18 protein-coding genes are annotated in these 18,931 nt (G+C 72.2%); 11 read left to right on the top strand and 7 right to left on the bottom strand.

What is annotated here, in order from left to right; genetic code table 11:
- The first annotated feature begins 128 nt into the window (after positions 1-128).
- Genes NOCA_RS06855 through glpX form a run of 5 tightly spaced genes read left to right on the top strand, consistent with a single transcriptional unit; the run spans position 129 to position 4,137 of the window.
- A complete protein-coding gene (locus NOCA_RS06855) occupies positions 129-521 on the top strand; it encodes a TOBE domain-containing protein (RefSeq protein ID WP_011754537.1) in 393 nt (130 codons plus the stop codon).
- Positions 518-1,276 carry a molybdate ABC transporter substrate-binding protein gene (gene modA, locus NOCA_RS06850; RefSeq protein ID WP_011754536.1) on the top strand — a complete coding sequence of 253 codons (759 nt, stop codon included), beginning with the start codon at positions 518-520 and terminating at the stop codon, positions 1,274-1,276. The genes NOCA_RS06855 and modA overlap by 4 nt, the downstream gene beginning before the upstream one ends.
- A 7-nt stretch (positions 1,277-1,283) precedes the next feature.
- Positions 1,284-2,051, top strand: a complete 768-nt coding sequence (locus tag NOCA_RS06845; protein ID WP_011754535.1) for an ABC transporter permease — start codon at positions 1,284-1,286, stop codon at positions 2,049-2,051.
- Positions 2,048-3,088 (top strand): sulfate/molybdate ABC transporter ATP-binding protein, encoded by a 1,041-nt coding sequence (locus NOCA_RS06840; protein ID WP_011754534.1) that lies wholly within the window; start codon positions 2,048-2,050, stop codon positions 3,086-3,088. Before NOCA_RS06845 ends, NOCA_RS06840 begins: the two co-directional genes overlap by 4 nt.
- A 29-nt stretch (positions 3,089-3,117) precedes the next feature.
- Entirely contained in the window at positions 3,118-4,137 is a 1,020-nt protein-coding gene (gene glpX, locus NOCA_RS06835) for a class II fructose-bisphosphatase (RefSeq protein WP_011754533.1), read from the top strand.
- Here the strand turns inward: glpX and NOCA_RS06830 are convergent.
- A complete protein-coding gene (locus NOCA_RS06830; protein ID WP_049774255.1) occupies positions 4,102-4,938 on the bottom strand; it encodes an alpha/beta fold hydrolase in 837 nt (278 codons plus the stop codon). The genes glpX and NOCA_RS06830 overlap by 36 nt on opposite strands.
- 122 nt (positions 4,939-5,060) lie before the next feature.
- On the opposite strand from NOCA_RS06830, the gene NOCA_RS06825 reads away from it, so the two are divergent.
- On the top strand, positions 5,061-6,023 hold the full coding sequence (locus tag NOCA_RS06825) for an alpha/beta fold hydrolase (RefSeq protein WP_238383426.1): 963 nt from the start codon (positions 5,061-5,063) through the stop codon (positions 6,021-6,023).
- A gap of 90 nt (positions 6,024-6,113) precedes the next feature.
- Here the strand turns inward: NOCA_RS06825 and NOCA_RS06820 are convergent, their stop codons facing one another.
- Together NOCA_RS06820 and NOCA_RS06815 are read right to left on the bottom strand one after the other, a co-directional pair.
- Positions 6,114-7,196: an ABC transporter ATP-binding protein gene (locus tag NOCA_RS06820; RefSeq protein WP_011754530.1), complete on the bottom strand. Its 1,083-nt coding sequence runs from the start codon at positions 7,194-7,196 to the stop codon at positions 6,114-6,116.
- Between the two features lie 122 nt (positions 7,197-7,318).
- Positions 7,319-7,939: a DUF1707 SHOCT-like domain-containing protein gene (locus NOCA_RS06815; RefSeq protein WP_011754529.1), complete on the bottom strand. Its 621-nt coding sequence runs from the start codon at positions 7,937-7,939 to the stop codon at positions 7,319-7,321.
- A gap of 37 nt (positions 7,940-7,976) precedes the next feature.
- On the opposite strand from NOCA_RS06815, the gene NOCA_RS06810 reads away from it, so the two are divergent.
- The 3 genes from NOCA_RS06810 (at position 7,977) to NOCA_RS06800 (ending at position 11,999) form a co-directional block, all read left to right on the top strand.
- A complete protein-coding gene (locus NOCA_RS06810) occupies positions 7,977-9,692 on the top strand; it encodes a fumarate hydratase (RefSeq protein ID WP_011754528.1) in 1,716 nt (571 codons plus the stop codon).
- A gap of 229 nt (positions 9,693-9,921) precedes the next feature.
- Positions 9,922-10,605, top strand: coding sequence for a spermidine synthase (locus tag NOCA_RS06805; RefSeq protein ID WP_011754527.1), 684 nt, complete (start codon positions 9,922-9,924; stop codon positions 10,603-10,605).
- Positions 10,602-11,999, top strand: a complete 1,398-nt coding sequence (locus tag NOCA_RS06800; protein WP_011754526.1) for a class II fumarate hydratase — start codon at positions 10,602-10,604, stop codon at positions 11,997-11,999. Before NOCA_RS06805 ends, NOCA_RS06800 begins: the two co-directional genes overlap by 4 nt.
- A 5-nt stretch (positions 12,000-12,004) precedes the next feature.
- On the opposite strand, the gene NOCA_RS06795 is transcribed toward NOCA_RS06800, so the two are convergent.
- The 3 genes from NOCA_RS06795 to NOCA_RS06785 form a co-directional block, all read right to left on the bottom strand.
- Positions 12,005-12,673, bottom strand: a complete 669-nt coding sequence (locus tag NOCA_RS06795; RefSeq protein WP_011754525.1) for a lytic transglycosylase domain-containing protein — start codon at positions 12,671-12,673, stop codon at positions 12,005-12,007.
- A 314-nt stretch (positions 12,674-12,987) separates the two neighbouring features.
- Complete coding sequence (locus NOCA_RS06790; RefSeq protein WP_238383483.1) at positions 12,988-14,280, bottom strand: PhoH family protein; 1,293 nt, start codon at positions 14,278-14,280, stop codon at positions 12,988-12,990.
- Positions 14,281-14,739: 459 nt separating this feature from the next.
- Positions 14,740-15,516, bottom strand: a complete 777-nt coding sequence (locus tag NOCA_RS06785) for an isoprenyl transferase (protein WP_011754523.1) — start codon at positions 15,514-15,516, stop codon at positions 14,740-14,742.
- Positions 15,517-15,643: 127 nt separating this feature from the next.
- Here NOCA_RS06785 and trhA point away from each other — a divergent pair, with 127 nt between their 5' ends.
- Positions 15,644-16,408, top strand: coding sequence for a PAQR family membrane homeostasis protein TrhA (gene trhA, locus NOCA_RS06780; RefSeq protein WP_011754522.1), 765 nt, complete (start codon positions 15,644-15,646; stop codon positions 16,406-16,408).
- Between the two features lie 38 nt (positions 16,409-16,446).
- Positions 16,447-17,346 (top strand): alpha/beta fold hydrolase, encoded by a 900-nt coding sequence (locus tag NOCA_RS06775; RefSeq protein ID WP_011754521.1) that lies wholly within the window; start codon positions 16,447-16,449, stop codon positions 17,344-17,346.
- 43 nt (positions 17,347-17,389) lie between these two features.
- On the opposite strand, the gene NOCA_RS06770 is transcribed toward NOCA_RS06775, so the two are convergent.
- Complete coding sequence (locus NOCA_RS06770) at positions 17,390-18,907, bottom strand: aldehyde dehydrogenase family protein (protein WP_011754520.1); 1,518 nt, start codon at positions 18,905-18,907, stop codon at positions 17,390-17,392.
- Positions 18,908-18,931: the final 24 nt, after the last annotated feature.

The following is an 18,931-nucleotide window of genomic DNA, read 5'->3' as shown; positions in this document are numbered from 1 at the left end:
GGCCCAACAGTTCCGGTTTCCCCGGTGAACCGGGGAAACCGACCCGAGCCGACCGGAGGATCCAAAAGAATCGCAGAAGCGGGTTATTGTGGCGATATCAGCCGTATTTGCGGCATAATCGGACCGTGATGAGCTACCGGATTGCGGAGGCGGCGGAGCTGCTCGGGGTGAGCGACGACACGGTACGCCGCTGGGTGGAGGCCGGCCGGCTCGCGACCCGGCAGCAGGACGGGCGGAGCGTGGTGCCGGGCGCGGACCTGGCCGCCCTGGCGGAGTCGCTGGCCGACCACCCCGACCGCGAGGCCACCCGCGCCGCGGCGGTCAGCGCCCGCAACCGGCTCGCCGGGATCGTCACGAAGGTCAAGAAGGACACCGTCATGGCGCAGGTCGAGATGATCTGCGGCCCCTACCGGATGGTCTCGCTGATGAGCAGCGAGGCGGCCGACGAGCTCGGCCTCGAGCCCGGCGTCCGGGCGATCGCCTCGGTCAAGTCCACCAACGTCGTCGTGGAGCGCCCGTGACCGGCCGTCAGCACCGCCTCGTCCTGCCCCTGGTCCTCGCCCTCGCGCTGCCGCTCTCCGCCTGCGGCGGGGACGACGAGCAGACCACCCTGACCGTGTACGCCGCGGCCTCGCTCACCGCGGCCTTCGAGGACATCGCCACGGAGTTCGAGAAGGAGCACGACGGCGTCGACGTCCAGCTCAGCTTCGGCGGCTCCTCCGACCTGGCAACCCAGATCCAGGAGGGCGCCCCGGCCGACGTGTTCGCCTCCGCCGACACCGCCAACATGGACCAGCTGGTCGCCGCGGACCTCACCGGCGCCGAGCCGGAGGCGTTCGCCACGAACACGCTCGAGATCGCCGTGCCCCCGGGCAACCCCGCGGGCATCCGGACCTTCCAGGACCTGGCGAAGCCGGGCCTCGCCCTGGTCATCTGCGCCCCCGAGGTCCCGTGCGGCGCTGCCGCGCAGTCGGTCGCCGGGGTGGCCGGCGTGACCCTCGACCCGGTCAGCGAGGAGCAGTCGGTGACCGATGTCCTCGGCAAGATCAGCTCCGGCGAGGGCGAGGCGGGTCTCGTGTACGTCACCGACATCGCCGCCGCGGGCGACGACGTCCAGGGCGTCACGTTCCCCGAGTCCGGGAAGGTCGTGAACACCTACCCGATCGCCCCGATCGCCGACTCCGACGAGTCCGGCCTGGCCGCCGACTTCGTGGGGTTCGTGCTGGGCGGCACGGGCCAGAGCATCCTCACCGACGACGGCTTCGGCCGGCCGTGAGCACGCCGTGATCCCCCGCTGGCTCTACATCCCGGCGGCGCTCGGAGCGGCGTTCGTGCTGCTGCCCGTCGTCGCGATCGTGGTGCGCGTGGACTGGGCGGACTTCGGCTCGCTGATCACCTCCGAGGCGTCGAAGGACGCGCTCTGGCTGAGCCTGCGCACCTCCGCGCTCAGCACGCTGCTCTGCATCCTGTTCGGTACGCCGATGGCCGTCGTGCTCGCGCGCACCTCGTTCCCCGGGCAGGGGGCGCTGCGCTCGCTGGTGCTGCTGCCGCTGGTGTTGCCGCCGGTGGTCGGCGGCATCGCGCTGCTCTACACGTTCGGTCGCCGGGGACTGCTCGGCGAGGAGCTCGACCTGCTCGGCCTCCAGGTCGCGTTCTCGACCGCGGCTGTCGTGCTGGCGCAGACGTTCGTCGCCATGCCCTTCCTGGTGGTCAGCCTCGAGGGCGCGCTGCGCACGGCCGGTCGACGGTACGACGTCGTCGCCGCCTCCCTCGGCGCCCGTCCGACCACGGTGTTCCGCCGGGTGACGCTGCCGCTGGTGCTGCCCGGCCTGGTCTCCGGCGCGGTGCTCGCCTTCGCCCGGTCCCTGGGCGAGTTCGGCGCGACGATCACCTTCGCAGGCAGCCTGCAGGGCGTCACCCGCACCCTGCCGCTGGAGATCTACAAGCAGCGGGAGACCGACGTCGACGCCGCGGTCGCCCTCTCGCTGGTGCTGGTCGTGGTCGCCGTGCTCGTCATCGGCTTCGCTCGTCAGGGACGGAGCAGGCTGTGAGCCTGGAGCTCAGCGCCACCGTCGCCGACCGGAACCTCGACGTCGCCTTCGAGGTCGCCGCCGGCGAGACCGTCGCGCTCCTGGGGCCCAACGGGGCCGGGAAGTCGACGGCGCTGGCCGTGGCCGCCGGCCTGCTGCGCCCCGACCGCGGCCGGGTGCGCCTCGGCGGGCGCGAGCTCACCGGCGAGGGCCGGTTCGTGCCGCCGCACGACCGGCAGGTCGCGCTGCTCGCCCAGGACCCGCTGCTGTTCCCCCACCTGAGCGTGCTCGAGAACGTGGCCTTCGGTCCGCGCAGCCGTGGTCGCAGCCGGCACGACTCCCGAGCCGCCGCCCGGCACTGGCTCACGGAGGTCGACGCCGCAGACCTGGCGGACCGGCCGCCGGCGGCGATCTCCGGCGGTCAGGCCCAGCGGGTCGCCGTGGCCCGCGCCCTGGCCGCGGAGCCGGAGCTGCTGCTGCTCGACGAGCCGATGGCCGCCCTGGACGTGGCCGTCTCCCCGGCGCTGCGCCAGACGCTGCGCCGGGTGCTCGCCGGCCGGACCGTCGTCCTGGTCACCCACGACGTGCTCGACGCGCTGCTGCTCGCCGACCGGGTCGTCGTGCTCGACGGTGGCCGGGTCGTCGAGGACGGGCCGAGCGCCGAGGTGCTGGCCCGGCCGCGCAGCCGGTTCGCCGCCCGCATCGCCGGGCTGAACATGATCGCCGGCACCTGGCGCGACGGCGCGGTGCTGGACACCGCCGGGGTCGCGATCCGCGGGCTCGCCGCCGAGGACGGGCCGGGGCCCGGGGATCCGGCCGTCGCGGTGTTCCGGCCGAGCGCCGTCTCGGTGTTCCGGGAGGACCCCGGCGGCAGCCCCCGCAACATCCTGCCGGTGACGATCACCGACCTCGAGCCGCACGGCGACCAGGTCCGGGTCCGGGCCGGCCACCTGGCCGCGGACGTGACCGTGCCCTCCGTGGCCGAGCTCGACCTGGCCCCCGGCGTACGCGTGGTGTTCGCCGTCAAGGCGAACGAGGTGTCCGTCTACCGCACCTGACCTTCGCCGGCGACGCTAGAGTCCCCGACATGCCCCACGGTTTCGCACTCGAGTCCGACCAGTCGCCCGATCGCAACCTGGCCCTGGAGCTGGTCCGGGTCACCGAGGCCGCCGCGATGGCCGCCGGCCGCTGGGTCGGCCGCGGTGACAAGAACGGCGCGGACGGCGTCGCGGTCAACGCGATGCGGGTGATGATCTCCACGATCGGCATGGACGGCACCGTGGTGATCGGCGAGGGCGAGAAGGACAACGCCCCGATGCTCTACAACGGGGAGCGGGTCGGCGACGGCACCGGCCCGGAGTGCGACGTCGCCGTCGACCCGATCGACGGCACCACGCTCACGGCGAAGGGGATGACCAACGCCGTCTCCGTGCTCGCGGTCGCGCCGCGCGGGTCGATGTACGACCCGTCGGCGGTGTTCTACATGGAGAAGCTCGTCACCGGCCCCGAGGCGGCCGGCGTCGTGGACATCCGCCTGCCCGTCGCCGAGAACATCCACCAGGTCGCGAAGGCCAAGGGCAAGCTCCCCTCCGACGTCACCGTGGTGCTGCTTGACCGGCCGCGGCACGCCCAGCTGGTCGACGAGATCCGGGCCACCGGGGCGATGATCAAGTTCATCACCGACGGCGACGTCGCCGGCGCCATCATGGCCGCTCGGCCCGAGACCGGCATCGACCTGCTGCTCGGGATCGGTGGCACTCCCGAGGGGATCATCGCCGCGTGCGCCATGAAGGCGCTCGGCGGTGTCATCCAGGGCCGCCTGTGGCCGCAGGGCGACAAGGAGCGGCAGAAGGCGATCGACGCCGGCCACGACCTCGACCCCGACCACGTGCTCTCCACCGAGGACCTGGTCACCGGCGACGACACGTTCTTCGTCGCCACCGGCATCACCGACGGCGAGCTGCTGCGCGGCGTTCGCTACCGGTCCGACAGCGTGACCACGCACTCGATCGTGATGCGCGCGCGCAGCGGCACGATCCGCCGGATCATCTCCGAGCACCAGCCGCAGAAGCTACGCGCTTTTTCCGCGGTCAACTTCGAGAGCTGACACCTCGCTGCTGCGCAGCAGCGAGCCGAGCACCACGTCGATGACCCGCGGGTCGAAGGCCATGCCGAGGTGGGAGGCGGTCACCTCGACGGCGCGCGCCGTCGGGTCCACGCAGGCCCGCCAGTCGACGATCCCGTCGCGGCGGGAGTAGACGGCCGTGAAGCCGACGTCCGGCGCGAGCGGCTGCCGGCTCTCGCCGAAGCTCTGCCGGGCGCACGAGCCGGCCACGCACTCCTCGGACATCAGGCCGGGGACGCCGGCCCGGCTGAGCCGGACCAGCAGGTCGACGCTGGTCGCGAGGGAGCGGTGGTGAGCGCCGGGCGCCAGCATCGGGCTGCCCATCGTGACGATGTTCGACACCAGGTCGGGGCGGCGTACGGCGATCCCGCGGGCCAGCATCCCGCCCAGGCTGTGCCCGACGATCTGCACCCGGGAGCCGCGCCGCATCGCGATCGACTCCAGCCGGGTCTCGAGCTGCGCGGCCGCGTTGAGCGTGCAGCCGACGTTGGCGTGGATCTGGGAGCGGTACGTGCGAAACCCCTGCGCCCGCAGCGCCTTGGCCATCAGCGCGAGCGTGCCGTCCCCGGCCAGGAACCCCGGGACCAGGATCACCGGGTCACCGTGGCGGGACACCTGGCGGGCGGCGTACGGCGTGGACCGGCGGGCGCGTCGCTCCGCCGTGGCACGCCAGGCGTAGCGGCCGGCCTCGAGCACCGCGCTGCCCTCGCGCAGGACCGCCGACGGCCGCGGGCACTCGAAGCCCGTCGGCAGCAGGAAGTCGGCCAGTGTGTTGGAGGTCACATGGGCCACGGTACGGCCTCCACCCGTCGATTCGCGGGCAATTGCCGAGCCGATCCGGCCACGTGTCGTCCCTTCCGCCGGCACCGGTCCGCACCCGGCGTCGTACCTGGTTGACTGGATCGGTGCCGCACAGCCCACGTACCCCCGACCCCGGTGCCGAAACGCCCTCCCCCGCCGCCGCGCGGACGCCCGTGGCCGTCTCGGAGGAGCTGTTCGCCCCGGTCACCCCGGACATCGAGCTGTGCTACCAGACCTTCGGCGACCCCGACGACGACCCGCTGCTGCTGGTGATGGGGCTCGGCGGGCCGATGAACTGGTGGGACCCCGAGCTGTGCGCCGCCCTGGCCCGGGCCGGGTTCTACGTGATCCGCTACGACAACCGCGACACGGGGCGCTCGACGGTCCTCCAAGCGCCGGTCCGCCGCGCCACCCTGGTCCGGGCCTTCGCCGGCGGCCGGGTCCGGGCGCCCTACGACATGCGCGACCTGGCCGAGGACGCCTTCGGCCTCCTGGACCACCTCGGCCTCGAGTCGGCGCACGTGGTCGGGGTGTCGATGGGCGGCATGATCGTGCAGACCATGGCGATCACCCGGCCGGCCCGGGTGCGCTCGATGACGAGCATCATGTCGACGACCGGCAAGCGCACCGTCGGCTGGCAGCACCCCTCGCTGCTCCCCGCGCTGATCGCCCGGCGCAAGCCGGGCCGGGAGGCCTACATCCGCACCAGTGCGATGGTCTGGACGCTGATCGGCTCGCCGGCCTTCCCCCTGGACCTCGCGGAGATCGAGAAGCGGGCCGGGGAGACCTACGACCGGGGGGTCGACCCCCGCGGCGTGATGCGGCAGATGCTGGCGGTGCTCACCCAGCCCAGCCGCGGCGACCGGCTGCGCGCCGTCCGGGTGCCCACCCTGGTCGTGCACGGCATGGCCGACAAGATGGTGCACGTCTCGGGCGGTCGGGCCACCGCGGCCGCCGTACCCGGCGCGGAGCTGCTGCTCATCGACGGCATGGGCCACGACCTGCCCCCCGAGCTGTTCCGTACCTTCGTCGCCGCCATCCGCCGCACCGCCGACCGGGCGAAATGAGCAACAGGGCGGTGATCCTGGGATCACCGCCCTGCGAGTTCCGGTGGTTTCGAGGGCTCGCGACGCTCGCGCCTCAGCCACCGGCGCTGCTCATTCCGAGAGGCGCTCGCCGGTCTCGGTGTCGAAGACGTGCACGTTCCTCGGGTCGGTCGTCACGAACATCGTCTCGCCCTTCTGGGGGTGGTCGCGGCCGCTGACCCGGATCACGATGTTGCTCGGCGTGCCCTCGACACCGCAGGTGCCGTGGATGAACGCGTCGGCGCCGTGGTCCTCGACCACGGTGACCTTGACCGGCAGGCCGGCGTCGCTGCCACCGACCACACGCCAGGCCTCCGGGCGGACGCCGACCGTGATGTTGCCCTTCATCCTCGAGGCCGCGGCGTCGTCGACCGGGACGTGGAAGTCCCCGATCTTCGCCTGCCGGTTCTCGGCGACGGCGCTCATCAGGTTCATCTGCGGGGAGCCGATGAAGCCGGCGACGAACAGGTTGACCGGCCGGTCGTAGAGCGCGAGCGGGGTGTCGACCTGCTGGAGGATGCCCTCGTTCATGACCGCCACCCGGTCGCCCATCGTCATCGCCTCGACCTGGTCGTGGGTGACGTAGACGGTGGTGACGCCGAGGTCGGCCTGGAGCTTGGCGATGTCGGTGCGGGTCTGCACGCGCATCTTGGCGTCGAGGTTCGAGAGCGGCTCGTCCATGCAGAAGACCTGCGGCTGGCGCACGATCGCGCGGCCCATCGCCACGCGCTGGCGCTGACCGCCGGAGAGAGCCTTCGGCTTGCGGTCGAGGTACTCGGTCAGGCCGAGGATCTTCGCGGCCTCCTGGACCCGCTTGTTCCGCTCCTCGCTGGGCACCTTGGCCATCTTCAGCGCGAAGGCCATGTTGTCCGCGACGGACATGTGCGGGTAGAGCGCGTAGTTCTGGAACACCATCGCGATGTCCCGGTCCTTGGGGGGCGTGTTGGTGATGTCGCGGTCGCCGATGAAGATCCGGCCCTTGTTGACCTCTTCGAGCCCCGCCAGCATCCGCAGGGTCGTGGACTTGCCGCAACCGGAAGGACCGACCAGGACGACGAACTCGCCGTCACCGATCTCGAGCGAGATGCCCGGAACCGCCGGTTTGTCGGTGCCGGGGTACCACCGTTGTGCTTCTTCGAACCTGACTGTGGCCATGCTTGAACAACTCCTTCACCGGCAGGTACGTGCCGGACGATCCGTCGTAAAGGTGAGCACGGTCACCGTACCGGGAGGCGCGTACCCGTGGGGAGTACCTGAGTCAGGAGATCGCCGGGCCGTTAGTCCCGGCGGCGCAGCTGCTTGCGGCTCAGCGGCTTGCGCACCACGGTCACGGCCCCCATCAGCGCGACGCCGCGGACCCGGACGACCGGTGAGTCCGGGTCGAGTCGCGGCTCGACCCGGTCCCGCGCCTGCTCGAAGGCGCCCATGATGCCCATGCCCTCCACGATCACCAACGTGTGCTCGTTGACGATCACGTCCACGCCGCCCATCAGAGTGTTCGCGGTGATCACGGTCTCCCGGCCGGTGAAGACCGCCTCCCGCAGGTCGAGGTCCACGCCGCCCATCACGCAGAACACGCTGTGGGTCGGCCCCACCTCCCAGACCCCCTTGCGGGAGGTCCCGCTCAGCACCGCGACCGACGACTCGTAGCGGACGGCCGGCGAGCTCGGGGGCTGCTGGACGGGCGAGCGGGCGGGCCCACGGACAGGGAGGTCGTGGGTGATCGGGACCAGGTCGGCATACGTGCGGGCGGCGTACGTCGCCTCCAGCCGCTCGTCGAGCTCGTCGAGCTCGAGGCGCCCCTCGCCGGCGGCCTGCCGCAGCACCTCGGCCACCTGGTGCCGATCGGCGTCCGAGATCCGGAGGCGGGCCGGATCGTGCTCGAGAGGTCCCTCCATGCCGGTCAGCGTAGTCGGAGGGCTACCCTCGTGGTCCGTGGCGCAAGATCCCGAGTTCCTCTACTCCGACCTCCTGCCGACCGGCCCCGACGAGACGCCGTACCGCCTGGTCACCACCGAGGGCGTCTCGACGTTCGAGGCGAACGGGCGCACCTTCCTCGAGGTGTCGCCGGAGGCCATCCAGCGGCTCACCGCCGAGGCGATGCACGACATCGCGCACTACCTGCGGCCCGCCCACCTGGCCCAGCTGCGCCGGATCATCGACGACCCGGAGGCGTCCGGAAACGACCGGTTCGTGGCGCTCGACCTGCTCAAGAACGTCAACATCTCCGCCGGCGGCGTGCTGCCGATGTGCCAGGACACCGGCACCGCGATCGTGATGGGCAAGAAGTCCGAGGGCGTGCTGACCGGCAGCGACGACGGCGAGGCGATCTCGCGCGGCGTCTACGACGCGTACACCAAGCTCAACCTGCGCTACTCCCAGCTGGCGCCGCTGACGACCTACGAGGAGAAGAACACCGGCACGAACCTGCCGGCCCAGATCGAGATCTACTCGACGGCCTCCCACGGGCCCGATGGGATCTCTCGGCCGGAGTACAAGTTCCTGTTCATGGCCAAGGGCGGGGGCTCGGCGAACAAGTCGTTCCTGTTCCAGGAGACCAAGGCCGTCCTCAACCCGCAGCGGCTGCTGAGCTTCCTCGACGAGAAGATCCGCTCGCTCGGGACGGCCGCGTGCCCGCCGTACCACCTCGCGATCGTGATCGGCGGCACCTCGGCGGAGTTCGCGCTCAAGACCGCGAAGTACGCCTCCGCGCACTACCTCGACAACCTGCCGACCTCGGGCTCGATGTCGGCGCACGGCTTCCGCGACCTCGAGCTCGAGGAGCAGGTCTTCGAGCTCACCCAGTCGTTCGGGATCGGCGCGCAGTTCGGCGGGAAGTACTTCTGCCACGACGTGCGGGTCGTGCGGCTGCCGCGGCACGGCGCGTCCTGCCCGGTCGCGATCGCGGTGTCCTGCTCGGCCGACCGGCAGGCGCTGGGCAAGATCACCACCGAGGGCGTCTTCCTCGAGCAGCTCGAGACCGATCCGGCGCAGTACATGCCCGACGCGGGCGTGGCCGAGGACATCTCCGGCGGCGAGGTGGTCGCGATCGACCTGACCCGGCCGATGCCGGAGATCCTGGGCGAGCTGCGCAAGCACCCGGTCAAGACCCGGCTCTCGCTGACCGGCCCGCTGGTCGTCGCCCGCGACATCGCGCACGCGAAGATCAAGGAGCGGCTCGACGCCGGCGAGGAGATGCCGGCGTACCTCCACGACCACCCCGTCTACTACGCCGGGCCCGCGAAGACCCCCGAGGGCATGGCGTCCGGCTCGTTCGGGCCGACCACTGCCGGCCGGATGGACTCCTACGTCGAGCAGTTCCAGGCCGCTGGCGGCTCGATGGTCATGCTCGCCAAGGGCAACCGGTCGAAGACCGTCACCGAGGCGTGCGCCGCGCACGGCGGGTTCTACCTCGGCTCGATCGGCGGGCCGGCCGCGCGGCTCGCGCAGGACTGCATCAAGAGCCAGGAGGTGCTGGAGTACCCCGAGCTCGGCATGGAGGCCATCTGGAAGATCGAGGTCGAGGACTTCCCGGCGTTCATCGTGGTCGACGACCAGGGCAACGACTTCTTCACCGACCCCTCCGGCGCCGTCACCGTGCCGCTCAGCTCGATCGGCGCCGCCGGGATCCGGGTGCGCTCCGCGGAGTAGCGGCTGTCCTTGGTGGGACGTCATCGGGGTCGCCGTGGTGCCTCATCCGAGGTGGCTGCCCCGGCGACCGGTCGTACGACGCTCCCGGGCGGCCGGGCGATGTGCGGATCAGGCGGGCCGACGACGCCGACGCGCCCCCATCGCGACGTCGTACGAAACGGTCGCTCAGCGAGCTGTTCGACTGACACCGACGGTCCACCGTCGGGTCGCGTCCGCAAGACTGGGCGCCGTGGAGTACGTCGAGATCGCGCGCGCGGAGACCGCGCGCGGCGAGCTGGTCCTGCGCGAGCGCCGCGCGGACAACGCGCCGACCTCCCTGGAGCTGCGCGCCAACGGCGTGTTCGTCATGGACACCCTCGAGGTCGGCTCCGAGCAGGCGCTCGCGGAGGCCGCGCTCGCCCAGGTCCAGCAGCCGCGGGCGGTCGTGGTCGCCGGCCTCGGCCTCGGGTTCACCATGCACGCGGTGCTCGCCGATCAACGGGTGGAGAAGGTCGCCGTCGTCGAGATCGAGCAGGCGCTGGTCGACTGGATGCGGGCCGGCACGATCCCGCACGGCCCGGGGCTGCTCGCGGACGAGCGGGTCACGGTGGTCGTCGCCGACATCGGCGAGGCGATGGCCGAGGCCCGGCCGGCGTCGTACGACCTGATCCTCCTCGACGTCGACAACGGGCCGGGCTACCTGGTGCACGACGTCAACGCGGCGCTCTACGAGCAGCCGTTCCTCGAGGCCGCCGCCCGCGCGCTGCGGCCCGGCGGCGCCCTGGCGATCTGGTCGGCGGCCGAGGCTCCGGTCCTCGGCCGGACGATGGACTCGGTGTTCGGCAACGTCGAGGCGACGCCGTACGAGGTGCTGCTGCAGGACCGCGACGAGCAGTACTGGCTCTACGCGGCGCGGGTAACGTCCGACGCATGACCCTTGACGACACCGCGGACTTCCGCGTCGAGCACGACAGCATGGGCGAGGTCCGCGTCCCCGCGGACGCGCTCTGGCGGGCCCAGACCCAGCGAGCGGTCGAGAACTTCCCGATCAGCGGCACGCCGATCGAGCCGGCGCTGATCCACGCCATCGGCCGGGTGAAGGCGGCGGCGGCCACGGTGAACGCCGAGCTCGGGGTGCTCGACGGGGAGCAGGCGGAGGCGATCGTCGCGGCCGCGAACGCGGTCGCGGAGGGGCGACACGACGGCGGGTTCCCCATCGACGTCTTCCAGACCGGCTCGGGCACCAGCTCGAACATGAACGCCAACGAGGTGATCGCGACCCTCGCCCAGCGAGCCGGCACCGACGTGCACCCCAACGACCACGTCAACGCCAGCCAGTCGAGCAACGACACGTTCCCGACCGCGATCCACGTGGCGTCGACGCTGGCGGTGACCGGCGACCTGCTGCCCGGCCTGGCCGTCCTCCAGGCCAGCCTGCAGCGCAAGGCCGACGAGTTCGCCGGCCTGGTGAAGTCGGGGCGCACCCACCTGATGGACGCCACGCCGGTGATGCTCGGGCAGGAGCTCGGCGGCTACGCCGCGACGGTGCGGTACGCCGCGGAGCGTCTCCAGTCGGTGCTGCCGCGGGTGCGCGAGCTGCCCCTGGGCGGTACGGCGGTCGGCACCGGGATCAACACCCCGCCCGGGTTCGCCGAGCGGGTGATCGCCGTACTCGGCGAGACGACCGGCGAGCCGTTCACCGAGGCCCGCGACCACTTCGAGGCGCAGGGGACCCGCGACTCGCTGGTCGAGCTGAGCGGCGTGCTGCGCACGATCGCGGTCGGGCTGATCAAGATCTGCAACGACCTGCGGTGGATGTCCTCCGGGCCGACGACCGGCCTCGCCGAGATCCACCTGCCCGACCTCCAGCCGGGGTCGAGCATCATGCCCGGCAAGGTGAACCCGGTGCTGCCGGAGGCGACCCTGATGGTGTGCTTCCAGGTGATCGGCAACGACGCGGCCGTCACCGCCGCCGGCGCGAGCGGCAGCTTCGAGCTCAACGTCGCGATGCCGGTCATCGCCCGCAACGTGCTGGAGTCCGCGCGCCTGCTGGCCGCGTCGTCCCGGGTGCTGGCCGAGCGCTGCATCGACGGCATCACCGCGAACGCCGAGCGGATGCGGCAGTACGCCGAGACCTCACCGTCCGTGGTGACGCCGCTGAACAAGCACATCGGCTACGAGGCCGCGGCCAAGGTGGCCAAGCGGGCGCTCGCCGAGGGCGCGACGATCCGCGAGACCGTGATCGCGATGGGCTACGTCGAGCGCGGCGAGCTCACCGAGGCGCAGCTCGACGAGGCCCTCGACGTGGAGTCGATGACCCACCCCTGACGGGGTCAGTACCAGCCGACGGCCTGGGAGTGGCCCCAGGCACCGCACGGGCTGCCGTAGCGGTCCTGGATGTAGCCGAGGCCCCAGGTGATCTGGGTGACCGGGTTGGTGGCCCAGTCGGGGCCGGCGGAGGCCATCTTCGAGCCGGGCAGGGCCTGCGGGATGCCGTGTGCGCCGGAGGAGGCGTTGTGGGCGCTCGGGCTCCAGTTGCTCTCCCGCGTCCACAGGGAGTCGAGGCAGCCGAACTGGTCGGCACCGAACCCGAACTGCGGCATCAGGGCCCGGGCGATGTCGCGCGGGTCGCCGTCCGCGACGTCCACCGAGCGGGTGACCGCGCGGCCGCCGTCGACGGCGAGCGCGGCCTCCTTGGCCGGGTCAGCGGCGTCGCGGCGGTCCGCCGAGGTGCGCGAGACCGAGCCGCGGGAGACGACCGGCTCCCGGTCGGCGACCCGGCCGCTCGAGAGCGATCCGGTGACGCTGTCGCCGAGGTCCTGCGCGGCGACGCTGATGCCGGCCGGCGAGCTCAGCACGCCGCCGGACACCGCCACCCCGGTGGCCGCCACGGCGACCGAGGACATCACCACGGTGCTGCGCAGGATCTTGCGCGGCGCGGCGGTGAGGGTCGGTTCCGGGGCGTGCCGGTGCTTGGGAACGTACTTCGCGTGCTTCGACAAGGGCTCGCTACTCGGGTAGACGACGTCGGTGGTACCCCCCGGACCACCGACTCCCGAGGTCGGTAGGTCACGAAAAGATCACGGGCCACCATGCCGGACGAGGCGCTCGCGTGCAAACCGAACGGCGAAGATGGTGGAAAGCGACCGGCGGGAGTGGGACCGAGGCCCACCTCGTCGACTTTCCCATCAGTCACAGGGGCACCACTGGTCCCAGCGGTCGGGCAATCCCGGAACTTCTCGGCCGAAGTTTCGGGTCAACAGTTCCGGTTTCCCCGGTTAACCGGGGAAACCGTCGCCCGCCGCCACCGCGGAGCTCAGAGGGTGACGTTCTCCAGCATCTCGGTGACCAGCGCCGCGATCGGGGAGCGCTCGGAGCGGGTCAGGGTGACGTGGGCGAACAGCGGGTGGCCCTTGAGCTTCTCGACCACCGCCACCACGCCGTCGTGCCGCCCGACCCGCAGGTTGTCGCGCTGGGCCACGTCGTGGGTGAGCACCACCTTGGAGTTCGCCCCGATCCGGGAGAGCACCGTGAGCAGCACGTTGCGCTCCAGCGACTGGGCCTCGTCGACGATCACGAACGCGTCGTGGAGGGACCGGCCGCGGATGTGGGTCAGCGGCAGCACCTCGAGCATGCCGCGGTCGAGGACCTCCTCGATCACCTCGCGCGAGGTGATCGCGCCCAGGGTGTCGAAGACGGCCTGCGCCCAGGGCGACATCTTCTCCGACTCCGAGCCGGGCAGGTAGCCGAGCTCCTGGCCGCCGACCGCGAACAGCGGGCGGAAGACCACGACCTTCTTGTGCTGGCGGCGCTCCATCACGGCCTCGAGGCCGGCGCACAGCGCCATCGCGGACTTGCCGGTGCCGGCTCGGCCGCCGAGCGAGACGATGCCGACCTCCGGGTCGAGCAGCATCTCCAACGCGATCCGCTGCTCCGCCGAGCGGCCGTGGATGCCGAACGCCTCCCGGTCGCCGCGCACCAGGTGCACCCGCTTGTCCGGGCCGACCCGGCCCAGCGCGGTCCCCCGATCCGACAGCAGCACCAGGCCCTGGTGGCAGGGCAGGTCCCGAGCCGCCTCGAGGTCCAGCACGCCGTCGTCGTACAGCTCGTCGAGCTCGGCGGCGACGACGTCCAGCTCGGCCATGCCGGAGTAGCCGGAGTCGGAGTCGCTGATCGCCTCGGCGCGGTACTCCTCGGCGTCCAGCCCGACGGCCGAGGCCTTGATCCGCAGCGGCAGGTCCTTGGAGACCAGCGTGACGTCGTACCCCTCGTTGGCGAGGTTGCGCGCGACCGCGAGGATCCGGGTGTCGTTGTCGCCGAGCCGGAAGCCGGACGGCAGCGACTCGGCGTCGGTGTGGTTGAGCTCGACCCGCACGGTGCCGCCCTCGTCGCCGACCGGCACCGGCTCGTCGAGGCGGCCGTGGGTGATCCGGAGCTCGTCGAGCATCCGCAGCGCCGTGCGCGCGAAGAAGCCCAGCTCGGGGTGGTGCCGCTTGCCCTCCAGCTCGGTGATCACCACGACCGGCAGCACGACCTCGTGCTCGGCGAACCGGCGCAAGGCACCCGGGTCGGCCAGCAGGACGCTCGTGTCGAGCACGTAGGTGCGCACGCCCGGCGCGGACTTCGCGCGGGTGCTCGCGGTCGTGGCGGTGGAAGCGGAGCGGTGTGACTTCGTAGCCTGCGGCACGGTAACCCCTTCGCAGGCCGGCGCGTGCACTCCTCGCCCCGGCCGTTCTTCAAGCAGACGGACCGGAACGAGCCCGAGCGCCGGAGTGCCGGCTCCCGGTCGCACGGCAGTCTCGCCGCCGTGCTCTGCAGTCGTGAGATCTCACGAACGGGCCTCCCGATACGGCGAGCTTCCCCACCCACCGATACGGCGAAAGTACGCCGCGGACCCGGCGTTTTCGGGCGACACGCCCGGACGCGCGGGTGAACGTCGTGCGTCCGGAGGGTCGGTCGGCGGTGAGCAGGAGCCGCCCACTTTCGTCGGCCGGCCGACAGAACTCGTGCCTGGACGATGAAGTTTCATCGTCCAGGGTCGAGTTTCATCGGCCGGCCGATGAAACTCTCAGGCGCCGTACCGACGCTCGCGCAGGGTGTAGGCGCGCAGGGCGCGCAGGAAGTCGACGCGGCGGAAGTCGGGCCAGTAGGCCTCGCAGAAGTAGAACTCCGACTTCGCGCTCTGCCAGAGCAGGAAGCCGCCGAGCCGCTGCTCCCCCGAGGTGCGGATCACCAGGTCGGGGTCGGGCTGGCCCTTGGTGTAGAGGTGCTCGGCGATCGACTCGACGTCGATGGCCGAAGCGAGCTCCTCGAGCGAGGTGCCGTTGACGGCGGCCTCCTGGAGCAGGGAGCGTACGGCGTCCGCGATCTCGCGCCGGCCGCCGTACCCGACCGCCACGTTGACCAGCATCCCGTCGACGTCGCGGGTGGCCTCCTCGGCGGCCTTGAGCCGCTCGGCCACCGACGCGGGCAGCAGGTCGAGGGCACCGACGGGGTGCACCCGCCAGCGTCGCTGGTCGGCGAGCGAGTCCACCGCGTCGGCGATGATCTCGAGCAGCGGAGCGAGCTCGCGCTCGGGGCGGTTGAGGTTGTCGGTGGAGAGCAGCCACAGGGTGACGACCTCGGTGCCGACCTCGTCGCACCACCCCAGCAGCGGCTCGATGTTGGCCGCGCCCGCTTGGTGCCCGTCGGCGGTGTCACGGCCCACAGCCCGGGCCCAGCGACGGTTGCCGTCGAGCATCACCCCGATGTGCTTGGGCAGGTTCTCCGACGGCATCCGGCGCAGCATCCGTGCCTCGTAGGCCGGGTAGAGCACCCGCCGGAGCCCGCGCTTCCAGTCCGCCACGACTGCGATGGTACCGGCGGTCGAGGCCGCCTCGTGGCGCTCTCGACGACGTGACGTCCACCGCCTCGCTCGCCCGGACCGGCCGGATCCGGGGTTGCCGTGACCGTACTGCGGGTACGGTTCCCCCATGAACCAGCCGATGGAGCGGGCAGTGGACCGGGCCATGGACCGGGCCCTGACCGGCGCGGACGCCGTGCGCGCAGGCCTCGACCACCTGCACGAGGCCGTAGCCGACCTCAAGCCGCGGCTGCGTGGCTGGCTGCACCTCGGCATCGCGCCGCTGACGCTCGCCGCGGGCATCGTCCTCGTCGCGCTGGCCCCCACGACCCCGAGCCGGGTCGCGGCGGCGCTGTTCACCGGCTCCGCGCTGGTGCTCTTCACGGTCTCGGCGATCTACCACACCGGCACCTGGTCGCCCCGGGTGTGGGCGTTCCTGCGGCGCTTCGACCACGCCAACATCTTCTTGCTGATCGCGGGCTCCTACACGCCGTTCAGCGTGCTGCTCCTGGAGGGCACGGCGCGGGTCGCGCTGCTGGCCACGGTCTGGAGCGGTGCGGTGCTCGGCGTGCTGTTCCGGGTGTTCTGGACCGACGCACCGCGCTGGCTCTACGTGCCGATCTACATCGCCCTCGGCTGGGCCGCGGTCTTCTTCATCCCGGCGTTCCTCGACGGCGCGACCCGGCTGGGCGGCCTCGGCGTCGGCGTCGCGACGTTCGTGATGATCGTCGTCGGCGGCGCCCTGTACACCGTGGGCGGCGTCGTGTACGGCTTCAAGCGGCCCAACCCGTGGCCGCGCTGGTTCGGCTTCCACGAGGTGTTCCACACCTTCACGATCCTGGCCTTCGTCAGCCACTACGTGGGTGTGTCGCTCGCAACGTACAGCCTGCGCTGATCGTCGTACGCCGGCCACCCGAGTGGTAAGCCGGAGACATGCGCACGCACGAGCAGCAGGCGCTGAACGCCGTCCAGCGCCCTGAGGCGTATCGCGAGGTGCTCCTCGACTCCGCCGGGTTCCCGGTGGCCCTCTCCGTGTGGAAGGGCGAGCCGGATGCGCCGGCGGTGGTCTTCCTGCCCGGCACGATGACCCACCCGCTGTTCTACGAGGACTTCCTCGACGCGCTGAACCGGGCCGGGTTCGGCGTCGTCGGCGTCCATCCCGCGGCGCACGGCAAGAGCCCGCGGGTACGCCGGCGCCCCGCCTTCGCCGACCTGGTGACCAACGCGTCCGACGCGCTCGCCTGGACGGTCCGGACGATGGGGGCGCCGCACACCGTGCTGATCGGGTCCAGCCAGGGCGGCATCCTCGCGCTCGCGGTGGCCGCCGAGACCGACCTCGCCGACCACGTGTTCGCGCACAACGCGCTGGACCCGGCGCTGCCGGGCTCCCTGGACGTCACGCGCGCGCCGCGAGCGCTGCGGCCGGCCTACCCGGCGGCGCGACGCCTGCTCGCGCTCGCCGGACGGCTCGCGCCCGGCGTACCCGTCCCGATCGGCGCCTACCTCGAGCTGGCCCGGGTCTCGGGCGACCCGGCGGTCGTCGAGCGCTTCTTCGCCGACCCGCTGGGCCGACGCAGCTATCCGCTCGGCCTGCTCGCCGGCCTGCTCGCGACCCCGCTGCGCCCCGCCCGCTGCCCGGTGACGGTCGTGGCCGGCACCCGCGACCGACTGTTCCCGCTCGCCTACATGCGCGCTGTCTACGAGCGCATCGAGGCGCCCGCCAAGGACCTGCTGCTGGTCGAGTCCGACCAGCACCTGCTGTTCAACGAGGACCTCGACGCCGTGTTGCCGCTGCTGCTGCCGCGACTCCTCGCGGCGACTGCGGCGTCCTGACCGCGCCGGCCCGACCGAGCCGGCCGGGTCCGGGGCCGGTGCGTCAGCCGCGGCCGTGCAGCGCCCGGACGATCGCGGCGAGCCGCCGGTCGGCCTGCTCGGTGCGCTCGAACGTGGTCAGCGCGAGGGCCGGCTTGAACCGCTGCCGGGCGATCGCCTTCGCGTAGGTGAACTCCTTGAGGCCCTCGGGCCCGTGGATCCGTCCGAATCCGGAGTCGCCGACGCCGCCGAACGGCAGGCTCGGGATCGCCGCGAACGAGATCACCGCGTTGATCGCGGTCATGCCGGAGCGGATCCGCTCGGCGATGGCCATCCCGTTGCTCCTGCTGAAGACCGTCGCCCCGAGGCCGTACGGCGTCCCGTTGGCGAGCTCGATCGCCTCGTCCATGTCGCGCACCTTCGCGATCGTCACGGTCGGGCCGAACGTCTCCTCCTGGACCGCCGCGGAGTCCTCGGGCACGTCGACGAGGATCGTGGGCTGCACGAACCGCTCGCCCACCGCGTCCGCCCCGCCGACGACCGCGCGGCCGCCGCGTTCGAGCGCGTCGTCGATGTGGCGGCGGATCACGTCGAGCTGGCCCGGCATCGTGATCGGGCCGATCTTCGCGTCGTCGCCGCCATGGGCGCTCAGGCCCTGCGCCTTGCGGGTGATCTCGGCGAGGAACTCGTCGTACACCCGCTCGTGCACGTAGACCCGCTCGACGCCCGCGCAGGTCTGGCCGGCGTTGCTGCAGGCGCCCCACAGCGCGGCGTCGGCGGCGGCCGGGACGTCGGCGTCCGCGTCGACGATCAGCGGGTCCTTGCCACCGGCCTCGATGACGACCGGGGTCAGGGTCTCGGCGCAGGCGGCCATCACCTTCTTCCCCGTGCCGGTCGAGCCGGTGAACGCCACCTTGTCGACCCCGGAGCGGCACAGCGCGGCACCGGTCTCGCCGCGGCCGGTGACGACCTGGAGGACCGGTCGCCCGACGCACTCGCCGAACGTGCGGGCCAGCCACTCGCCGACCGCGGGCGTGTGCTCGCTGGGCTTGAACACCACGGCGTTGCCGGCCGCGAGCGCGTAGGCGATCGAGCCGAGCGGGGTGAACACCGGGTAGTTCCACGGGCCGATCACGCCGACGACGCCGAGCGGGCGGAACTCCACGGTCGCGGCCTGGTTGACCATCAACATCCCGGGCGAGACCCGGTGCCGCCCCAGCACCTTGCCCGCGTGGCCGGCGGCCCAGCCGAGGTGGTCGACCCCGAGCGTCGCCTCGAGCATCGCGTCGGAGCGGGGCTTGCCGGTCTCGCGGTGCATGAGCTCCGCGAGTTCGGGCATCCGGCGGGTGATCGCGGCCTTCCAGGTGGTCAGGTAGACCTTGCGGTCCTTGAACGAGAGCGCCGACCACCACTCGGCGGCCGTGCGGGCGCGCTCGACGGCCGCGCGCACCTCCGCCTCGCCGTGCACCGGGAACGTCCCGACGACCGCCCCGGTCGCCGGGTCCAGCGACTCGAACGTCGAGCCGGACGGGGCCGGCTCGGCGGGCTGAGGGGACTGCGGGCGGGCGGGGGCCTGGGTCATCGGGTGCTCCTGGGGGTGACGTCG

Source organism: Nocardioides sp. JS614 (assembly GCF_000015265.1).
Lineage (GTDB): Bacteria > Actinomycetota > Actinomycetes > Propionibacteriales > Nocardioidaceae > Nocardioides.
This window is presented reverse-complemented; position numbering and strand designations above follow the sequence as displayed.

Excerpts from the sequence above, each read along its gene's own strand:
- NOCA_RS06815 (WP_011754529.1), bottom strand. The coding sequence starts at position 7,939 with ATGGAGGGACCTCTCGAGCACGATCCGGCCCGCCTCCGGATCTCGGAC.
- glpX (WP_011754533.1), top strand. The coding sequence starts at position 3,118 with ATGCCCCACGGTTTCGCACTCGAGTCCGACCAGTCGCCCGATCGCAAC.
- NOCA_RS06800 (WP_011754526.1), top strand. The coding sequence starts at position 10,602 with ATGACCCTTGACGACACCGCGGACTTCCGCGTCGAGCACGACAGCATG.
- NOCA_RS06855 (WP_011754537.1), top strand. The coding sequence starts at position 129 with ATGAGCTACCGGATTGCGGAGGCGGCGGAGCTGCTCGGGGTGAGCGAC.
- trhA (WP_011754522.1), top strand. The coding sequence starts at position 15,644 with ATGAACCAGCCGATGGAGCGGGCAGTGGACCGGGCCATGGACCGGGCC.
- NOCA_RS06770 (WP_011754520.1), bottom strand. The coding sequence starts at position 18,907 with ATGACCCAGGCCCCCGCCCGCCCGCAGTCCCCTCAGCCCGCCGAGCCG.
- NOCA_RS06820 (WP_011754530.1), bottom strand. The coding sequence starts at position 7,196 with ATGGCCACAGTCAGGTTCGAAGAAGCACAACGGTGGTACCCCGGCACC.
- NOCA_RS06775 (WP_011754521.1), top strand. The coding sequence starts at position 16,447 with ATGCGCACGCACGAGCAGCAGGCGCTGAACGCCGTCCAGCGCCCTGAG.